Origin of the sequence: Limnospira sp. PMC 289.06 (genome assembly GCF_032350395.1) — a bacterium.
Taxonomy (GTDB): domain Bacteria; phylum Cyanobacteriota; class Cyanobacteriia; order Cyanobacteriales; family Microcoleaceae; genus Limnospira; species Limnospira platensis.
The window spans coordinates 36,956-46,107 of the sequence record NZ_JARPLC010000017.1 but is presented as its reverse complement, the minus strand read 5'-3'; the positions used below and the strand labels follow the sequence as shown (position 1 = coordinate 46,107).

General features: G+C 40.4%; 5 protein-coding genes. 4 read left to right on the top strand and 1 reads right to left on the bottom strand.

All coding sequences use genetic code 11. The features are described 5' to 3' along the window. The first annotated feature begins 738 nt into the window (after window positions 1-738). The 4 genes from P5674_RS06175 (at window position 739) to ilvA (ending at window position 4,703) form a co-directional block, all read left to right on the top strand. A complete protein-coding gene (locus P5674_RS06175; RefSeq protein WP_006620199.1) occupies window positions 739-2,142 on the top strand; it encodes a ferredoxin:protochlorophyllide reductase (ATP-dependent) subunit N in 1,404 nt (467 codons plus the stop codon). 94 nt (window positions 2,143-2,236) lie between these two features. Then, window positions 2,237-2,653, top strand: a complete 417-nt coding sequence (locus tag P5674_RS06170) for a hypothetical protein (RefSeq protein ID WP_014276651.1) — start codon at window positions 2,237-2,239, stop codon at window positions 2,651-2,653. A gap of 18 nt (window positions 2,654-2,671) precedes the next feature. After that, complete coding sequence (locus P5674_RS06165; protein WP_231851995.1) at window positions 2,672-3,154, top strand: hypothetical protein; 483 nt, start codon at window positions 2,672-2,674, stop codon at window positions 3,152-3,154. A gap of 37 nt (window positions 3,155-3,191) precedes the next feature. Beyond that, window positions 3,192-4,703 (top strand): threonine ammonia-lyase, biosynthetic, encoded by a 1,512-nt coding sequence (ilvA, locus tag P5674_RS06160; RefSeq protein ID WP_006620198.1) that lies wholly within the window; start codon window positions 3,192-3,194, stop codon window positions 4,701-4,703. Here the strand turns inward: ilvA and P5674_RS06155 are convergent. Next, window positions 4,700-8,899 (bottom strand): PAS domain-containing protein, encoded by a 4,200-nt coding sequence (locus P5674_RS06155; RefSeq protein WP_006620197.1) that lies wholly within the window; start codon window positions 8,897-8,899, stop codon window positions 4,700-4,702. The genes ilvA and P5674_RS06155 overlap by 4 nt on opposite strands. Window positions 8,900-9,152: the final 253 nt, after the last annotated feature.

Below are 9,152 nucleotides of genomic sequence, written 5' to 3'. Positions count from 1 at the left end.
GATGATGCTACCGATGACTTAGCTACCGATGACATGGATTTAGGTTTAGACCTAGATGATGCTGGGGATGACTTAGCCACCGATGACATGGATTTAGGTCTCGATGATGCTACCGATGACTTAGCTACCGATGACATGGATTTAGGTTTAGACCTAGATGATGCTGGGGATGACTTAGCCACCGATGACATGGATTTAGGTTTAGACCTAGATGATGCTGGGGATGATCTAGCTACGGATGATTTAGATTTAGAGGAAAGTAATCCATTTAAAGATGATTCCTCAGATGATATCGGAGAGCTAGATCTTAGCCTAGATGGAGATGATGATTTAGGAGACTTTGGTAGTTCCTCTGATGATGATTTAGATATAGGAGACTTGAATGATGACGACAGCGATTTAGGCGATTTAGGAGACTTAGGAGACTTAGGAGATTTAGAGGAAATCAGTTTAGAAGAGCTAGGAGAGGTAACGACTGGAGATACAGATAAGTTTGATTTAGATCTGGACAGCCTGACCGAATCAAATGATGATGATATCTCAATATCAGACTTTAAATAAGTCAATCATTCCTTAACATCTAACAGGCTGGTGTACTCATTATGATTTTGGAAGTTAGTAGCCAAAGTCAACCGTTGATCATGTCTAAATTTCTGCCAGGTTGTCATCTCATAAATAGCTGGGTGTCAACAGCTTAAAAAGTGACACTAAAACTGGCTTAATTATAAGGAGAAATATATGACTGTTGCTCAACCTGAAGCACTTACCTTTGAATGTGAAACTGGTAATTATCACACTTTTTGTCCGATTAGTTGTGTGGCGTGGTTGTACCAGAAAATTGAAGATAGTTTCTTTTTAGTAATTGGTACAAAAACCTGCGGCTATTTCTTACAAAATGCGATGGGGGTGATGATTTTTGCAGAACCTCGTTATGCAATGGCTGAGTTAGAAGAGGGTGATATTTCGGCTCAACTTAATGATTATGATGAATTAAAACGACTGTGTTTGCAAATTAAACGCGATCGCAATCCTAGTGTAATTGTATGGATCGGAACCTGTACTACTGAAATCATTAAAATGGATTTGGAGGGGTTGGCTCCTAAATTAGAGGGTGAAATTGGAATTCCTATTGTGGTGGCGAGAGCAAATGGTTTAGATTATGCTTTTACCCAGGGAGAAGATACGGTTCTAGCGGCGATGGCTAATCGCTGTCCGAAAGAACCTGAAAAAGATGCGACTACGGCGACTTCAGGCGATCGCAATGCGATTCAGAAATTGCTGAGTTTTGGTAAAAAAAATGAGGATGTCACTAAGGAAGAGTCAGAATATGTAGACCATCCCCCGTTAGTGTTATTTGGTTCCCTCCCAGACCCGGTAGTAACTAATCTGAGTTTGGAGTTGAAAAAACAGGGGATTAAGGTATCTGGATGGCTTCCAGCAAAGCGTTATACGGAACTTCCGGTTTTAGAAGAGGGTTATTATGTATCGGGGGTAAATCCGTTTCTCTCGCGCACCGCAACTACTTTAATGCGTCGTCGTAAGTGTAAACTGATTGGCGCACCGTTCCCCATTGGACCTGATGGAACACGAGCTTGGATTGAAAAAATTTGCTCTGTATTCGGTATTGAACCCCAGGGATTAGATGAACGAGAAGCTCAAATTTGGGCGAATTTAGAGGATTATCTTGAGTTAATCCGGGGTAAGTCGGTGTTCTTTATGGGGGATAATTTGTTAGAAATTTCCCTAGCACGTTTCTTGATTCGCTGTGGGATGACTTGCGCGGAAATTGGCATTCCTTATATGGATAAGCGCTACCAAAAGGCGGAGTTAGACTTACTGGAAAAAACTTGTCATGAAATGGGGGTTCCGGCTCCGAAAATTATGGAAAAGCCGGATAATTATAATCAGATTCAACGGATTTATGAACTTCAGCCGGATCTGGTAATTACGGGTATGGCTCATGCGAATCCTTTGGAGGCGCGGGGTATTAATACTAAGTGGTCGGTTGAGTTTACTTTTGCTCAAATTCATGGGTTTACTAATGCTCGTGATATTCTGGAGTTGGTGACTCGTCCCCTCCGTCGTAACCATAACCTGAAAGATTTGGGTTGGAGTAATTTGGTGAAGGAGGCTAAGGTTTAATCAATTACTGTTGATGGAAAGGAGAGCGATCGCTTTAGGTCGCTCTTTTCGCGTTTGATTAGGATTTTCGATACATTGTCCAGCAGATATGACTATGAACACAATCGTTAATTATCATGTTATTGACCCTAAGAATATTGGGGATTTGTTCTCGTCCCCAGTCAATTATTTTCAGTTTCCGGGTTATGAAGTTATCAAGCGAGATATTCGGACTCTGGATAATTCCCCGCCACTAGAAGACGCGGAAACTCTATTGAATCATCATGCGATCGTTGGTGGTGGTGGGTTAATGTTTGACCGCTTTTTGCCGAATTTTCAACGTTTACAAGCTGGTACAAATGGCAATAGTTTGATTTTATGGGGAGCCGGACAGCAGGTTTATCAACTGAAAAATTCCGGTTTAACAGATGGTTCACACTCACCCTATAATAACAATATTTTTGACTATACCCCTTATTTAAAAGATTTTAATTGTATTGGAATTAGGGACTATAATCAAGGTTATGATTGAGTTCCCTGCGTGAGCTGCATGGATGGATTTTTTGATAAGGAATACTCTATTCAGCAGGAATTTGTAGTATTTTCGCATAAAAAATTTCAACTTAAAATTGATTCATTTCCTCGGATGACTAATGAAGGTAACAACTTTGAGGAAATTATTAGTTTTTTGGCTTCAGGGGAAACTATTTTAACCAGTTCTTTCCACGGAGCCTATTGGGGAACACTGCTGGGACGAAAGGTTTTAGCTTTCCCATTTACCAGTAAATTTTTGACCCTAAAACATCCAGTTGCTATGTATCCAGGGATTCATTGGAAACAACCAAAACGGGAGATAAAAATATTGGGAAAAACTCTATATCAGCGATTTGATGAAAGTAAATTTTTGTGCAGTACGGATAATTGGCGATCGCATCTTAAACACTGCCAATCTTATCCGGAAAGTTTACAAGAATGTCGCGATCGCAATAATTGGTTTTATCAGCAAGTCATGAATCACCTAAGTACAGTATAATCTAAATTCATGCAATTTTGACCTTTGGCCCAAAGTTATGCACTCCGACTACCTAAAACGAATCCTCACCGCCCGGGTCTATGATGTCGCCCAGGAAACCCCCCTAGAATTAGCTCCTAGACTATCCGAAAGGTTAAATAATCAAGTCCTCCTCAAGCGAGAAGATATGCAGTCTGTGTTCTCATTTAAACTGCGGGGAGCCTATAATAAAATAGCCCAATTAACCCCGGAAAGCCTCGCCCAGGGAGTAATAGCCGCCTCAGCGGGAAATCACGCCCAGGGGGTAGCTTTGGGAGCAAGTCGCCTAGGAAGTCGGGCAATTATTGTTATGCCAACTACTACCCCAGATGTGAAAGTACAGGCGGTTAAAGCTAGAGGCGGGGAGGTAGTTTTATATGGAGAAACCTTTGATGATGCCTATGCTTACGCGCGCCAATTAGAAGTCGAAAAAAACCTAACTTTTATTCATCCCTTCGATGACCCAGACGTGATTGCTGGACAGGGAACTATTGCCATGGAAATATTAAGGCAATATCAAAAGCCTATTGATGCTATCTTTGTGGCTATAGGAGGCGGCGGTTTGATTTCTGGTATTGCGGCTTATGTGAAACGACTGCGACCAGAAATTAAAATTATTGGGGTGGAACCTGTGGATGCTGATGCGATGTCTCAATCTTTGAAAGCTGGACATAGGGTAAAATTATCCGAGGTGGGATTATTTGCTGATGGGGTGGCGGTGCGACAGGTGGGAGAGGAGACTTTTCGCCTCTGTCAAACTTATGTAGATGATATTATTTTAGTGGGAACTGATGATATTTGTGCCGCGATTAAGGATGTGTTTGAGGATACTAGATCAATTTTAGAGCCCGCTGGTGCATTAGCGATCGCCGGAATGAAAGCCTATGTGGAAAGGGAGAAGCTCAATAATTGTACTTTAATTGCTGTAGCCTGTGGCGCAAATATGAACTTTGACCGTCTGCAATTTGTCGCAGAAAGAGCCGAATTTGGAGAACGACGCGAGGCGATTTTTGCCGTGACAATTCCTGAACAACCGGGAAGTTTACGCAAGTTTTGTAACTGCTTAGGAAAACGTAATCTCACCGAATTTAACTATCGCATTGCGGACGAAAAAGAAGCCCATATTTTTGTCGGTGTTCAAATTAAAGGCCGGGAAGATGCCCAAAAGTTAACAGAAAACTTTGCCGAACATGATTTAATTGCCATCGATTTAACAGATGATGAATTAACTAAAATGCACTTGCGCCACATGGTAGGCGGTCGTTCTCCTCTGGCTCATGATGAGTTATTATATCGTTTCGAGTTTCCCGAACGTCCGGGTGCATTAATGAAGTTTGTCGAGTCTATGAGTCACACTTGGAATATTAGTTTATTTCACTATCGCAACAATGGCTCAGACTACGGCCGTATTGTGGTTGGAATGCAAGTTCCCCCCCAGGAAATGCAGAAATGGCAAGAGTTTTTAGACACCCTAGGATATCGCTATTGGGATGAAAATAAAAATCCTGCCTATAAATTGTTTTTAGGTTAATGATAATTTTCCATGATTAACTGTTCAGGAATTTCGGCAAATTTAGCGACAGTTTTGGGAATGTTATCCCAATCAAAATCCTGAAGTTGCTGTTTGAGGGTTGCCACATAATCGAGTAAAACTGTCGATTGGTGTTCTTGTCCTAACATCTCTAAATTTTGAATAAACTGCTTAATTTCTCGGGAAACTAAAGTTTCTCGTAAATGGGGTAAAGTCACTTCTACTTCCTGACGCAATTTAGCGGCTAATTCGGGTAATCTCACGGGTTTTAATGAGACTTTATCCGATGGCTGTTTATCTGTGGGTTCGGTGAATTGAGTAGAATTTAGGAACTTCTTGAGTTCAGCTACAATTTGTGATTTAGTCACCGGTTTTGATAAAAAACCATTGCACAATTGCTGTAAATCTTGTTCATGGCGCTGTTGGGGAGATGCTGTTAATAGGACAATGGGAATATGGCTAGTTAGTTCGTTGTGTTTGAGAAACTGGGTGGCTTCTCGTCCATCCATACGAGGCATCCGTAAGTCCATAAAAATAATATCTGGCTGATAAATTTGGGCTAACCTAATGGCTTCTTCTCCATCTTTGGCGGTGATGATTGTATGATATGTATTGGCGAAATATTCGGCTAGTAAATCCAGATTAGAACGGACATCATCAGCCACTAAAATACTAGCAGTTTGAAATTGTTTTAAATTCTCGTCAAGGGCTATTAGAGGCGATAATATTGTGGTTTCTGTGGCTATTTTGACATCAGGGAAATCAAAGGTAAATGTGCTTCCTTGGTTGATTTGGCTTTCCAGATGAATTGAACCACCTAGGAGATGGACTAACCTTTCTGTAATAGTTAAACCTAAACCTGTCCCTCCGTATTTGCGGTTACTTTGACCTTCGCTTTGGGTAAATGAGTCAAAAATCTTCTGTTGGTCTTCGGGAGAAATACCAATACCTGTATCAGTAATGGCAATTTTGAGGTTAATAGAATTATAGGGATGATTTGGTTTGAGTTGTGAACAAGAAGCCATAATTTTAACTGACCCAAATTCTGTAAATTTGATTGAGTTTCCTACAATATTAAATAGAATTTGTCGCAGCCGGACTTCATCCATGATAATACTGTAGGGTATTTCTGGGGCTATATAAACTTGTAGTTCAATATTTTTTTCCTTGGCTTTTTGTTCAAAAATATGCTCGATTTCATTAATGATGGTGCGGATATTAACGGGTTCATAGTGTAATTGTAATTTCCCGGCTTCGATTTTGGAGAGGTCTAAAATGTCATTGATTAATGCTAACAAAGTGCGACCACTAGAGGCGATCGCCTTAATATAAGAACTAGCTTGAGGGTCGGTAATTGTTGATTGTAATAAATCCGCAAAGCCTAAAACTGCATTCATGGGTGTCCGAATTTCATGGCTCATATTAGCCAAAAATTCGCTTTTCGCGCGGTTGGCGGCTTTGGCTTCCTCCGTCATCTTTTTAAGTCTAATATTTTTATAGGTTAATTCTTGGCGTTGCTCTTTTTCTTGGGAGAGTAGTTGTGCGTGAGCGATCGCAATTCCTAATTGGCGTGCTATCGCTTCTATAAGTTCCATTTCATCAACAGTCCAGACTCGCTTATGGTCGCATTGATGCAGGCTAATAATACCATTAGGTTGACCATGATAGAAAGTGGCGATCGCCAACATGGATTTCAGATTTTCTGACTCTTCAAAATATTCATGGGTCTGCAAAAAAGGAGAAGCCATATTCAGTTCTGATAGCTTAATTAAGCAATCATTTTTATGGCATGAAATCGCCCTATCTTGCTCCACTATGTACTCTATATAAGGGTCATTATCAAAGGCTACCGCCTCCTTTAAATCCCCAAGTAAATGACATGGATGCTGAGAATATTTAGCTACTAAAGCCCCATGGGGCAAAGGATATTTTTGGTAAGTATGAATTAGACAGCAGTTGACTTTAAAGGCTTTACCAATTTGTTCCACTGCCGTTGTGAAAATTTCTTGAACATCTAAACTCTGACGAATTTTCTCGGTAATTTTCTGGATGATTAGGGTTTTTTGTAGTTGATTTTGTAGAGCATTTTCGATGTTTTTACGATGAGTTATATCTTCAGCAATACCAGTATATCGATAAATGTTTCCCTGTTTATCTCGCACTGGAAAAGCACGAGACTCAATCCAACGAATTGAGCCATCTGGTCTAACAATTCGGTAAGTTTCATTAAAAGCAATACCTTGACTAATTTGCTTATTTAAAGCCTCAGTCATAGCGTTACGGTCTTCTGGGTGAACACACATTAACCATAAACTAGGATTTTTATATAAACTATCTCGACTTTGTTGCCAAATTTGCTCATAAGCGGGAGACACATAAAGCATTTCTCCGATAGTGCTATTAATAAAGAAAACTTGATGGATATTTTCGGCTAACTGACGAAACTTTTCTTCACTCTCTTTTAAAGCCAGTTCAGTTTTTTTGCGTTCACGCAGTGCAGCTTGCTGTTCGCTAATATCCGTGTGAGTTCCAATTACCCGCAGCGGTTTTCCGTCGGGACTGCGATACATCACCCGACCCCGATCAAGAATCCATTGATAACTACCATCTTTGCACTGAATACGATGTTCACTAATATATTGCTCTGTTTCATCATTTAGGTGTTTATTTAATGCCTCGAATACTTGCGGTTTATCATCGGGATGTATTCGTTTTTCCCACTCCTCAACATTATCGCTAATTTCCTCATCCCTAAAGCCGAGAAGTTGTTTCCAACGTCGAGAAAAATAAACCTGATTGGTTTGAGCATTCCAATCCCAAACTCCATCACCATTTCCTTCTAAAGCAAATTGCCAACGTTGTTCACTCTCTTGTAAAGCAATTTCCGCTTTTTTGCGGTCTGTAATATCCCTAGCTGCTGCATAAATGCGATCGCCTACGGGAGTAGAACGCCACTCTATCCAACGATAAGAACCATCCTTAGCTTGATAGCGATTGACAAAATTAAGCACCGAATTTTTTTGAGATAAATTTGATATTTGCTCAAGGGTAGGTTGCACATCATCGGGATGCAAAAATTCTATAAAAAACCGACCCTCTAACTCTTCTATGGTATATCCTAAGCTGATTTCCCACTGTTGATTTAATCGCAAAAATCTTCCTTCTAAGTCAGCAATACAAAGCAAATCCATAGCCATGGAAAAAAAATCATATAATTCTTGGGTTTTTTGCTGTAAAGCTAGTTCGGTATTCTGACGCTCAGTTATGTCAAAAATTGCACCATCGAGACCCAGCAAATTTCCCTGTTCATCAAACTTACCCCTACCCTTTTCATCAACCCAACGAATACCACCATCTCGATGAATAATCCGGTATTCTACAATAAATGATTCATGTACAGCTACAGCTTGTAAAATCTCGGTGGCGACAGCTTTTTTGTCATCAGGATGAATGATGTTATTATAGGAGATCACCCGATTGTTGATAACTTCATCCGCTCGATAACCGCAAATATCTTCAATGGCATGGCTGATAAATTTCATCGTCCAATCTTGGTCACAAGCACAGCGATAAATCGCACCAGGAAGATTAGCAAGTAAAGCCCGAAATGATACTTCTGAATATTGAGGATTGAGTACATGGGTGTTTAAATTTTGCAATTTTTCGAGCAAATTGGCTTGTTGAATAGCGATCGCCAAATGTACAGATATAATCTTCAGCAGATCTACTTCCTCTGGTAGCCATTTCCGGCTATCACTACACTGATGAACAATCAAATATCCCCAAATATCTCCACTCACCCAAATAGGAACTATCAAAATTCCCCGCACTTGCAGCCGAGCCAGAAATTCTATATAATCATCTCCTAGATGGGTCTGATAAATATCAGCGATCGCCATTACTTCGTCTATAAATGCCTGATACTTCCAGAATATTGGGGCGATGTTTTCCTCGCTGACAAACCAGCAAATATCCTGAAAAGAGGCAGCTCTTATCTGGAGACTACCATCAGATTCTAAGGGACAAATCAAAGCGCGATCGCTTTGCCACAACTCAGATAATTCCGTGACTACCGTATCAAAAATCGTGTTTAAATTAGCCAACTCAACCATCTGGTTAGCTATTTTGAAAAGCAAGTTTTCCCTAGGAGTCGCCGTAGTAAGTTGGTCTGATCGTGCTAAAATCTGTGGAATCATTGGATTTGTCCCCTGTCTGAATCATCTTAGGAAAAATTAACTCGGAAAATTCACAGTGTAGAGTTATATTCCCGCCCCCGTATCAAATACTGTTGACTGAATCACTAAAAATTATCAATGCCTATGATTCCATTTTGCCAGATTTGCTAACCAAATATCTACCCCCTAAATAAACCATGGTAAAATTTGCCGTTAGTGGGTTGAACCTGGTCTATGGGGTCTATGGGGACAGGGCCCAAGTTCCGGTATAATT

What these genes read in the sequence shown, in the direction of transcription:
- P5674_RS06175 (WP_006620199.1), top strand. Translation starts at nt 739, where the DNA reads ATGACTGTTGCTCAACCTGAAGCACTTACCTTTGAATGTGAAACTGGT.
- P5674_RS06165 (WP_231851995.1), top strand. Translation starts at nt 2,672, where the DNA reads ATGGATGGATTTTTTGATAAGGAATACTCTATTCAGCAGGAATTTGTA.
- P5674_RS06170 (WP_014276651.1), top strand. Translation starts at nt 2,237, where the DNA reads ATGAACACAATCGTTAATTATCATGTTATTGACCCTAAGAATATTGGG.
- P5674_RS06155 (WP_006620197.1), bottom strand. Translation starts at nt 8,899, where the DNA reads ATGATTCCACAGATTTTAGCACGATCAGACCAACTTACTACGGCGACT.
- ilvA (WP_006620198.1), top strand. Translation starts at nt 3,192, where the DNA reads ATGCACTCCGACTACCTAAAACGAATCCTCACCGCCCGGGTCTATGAT.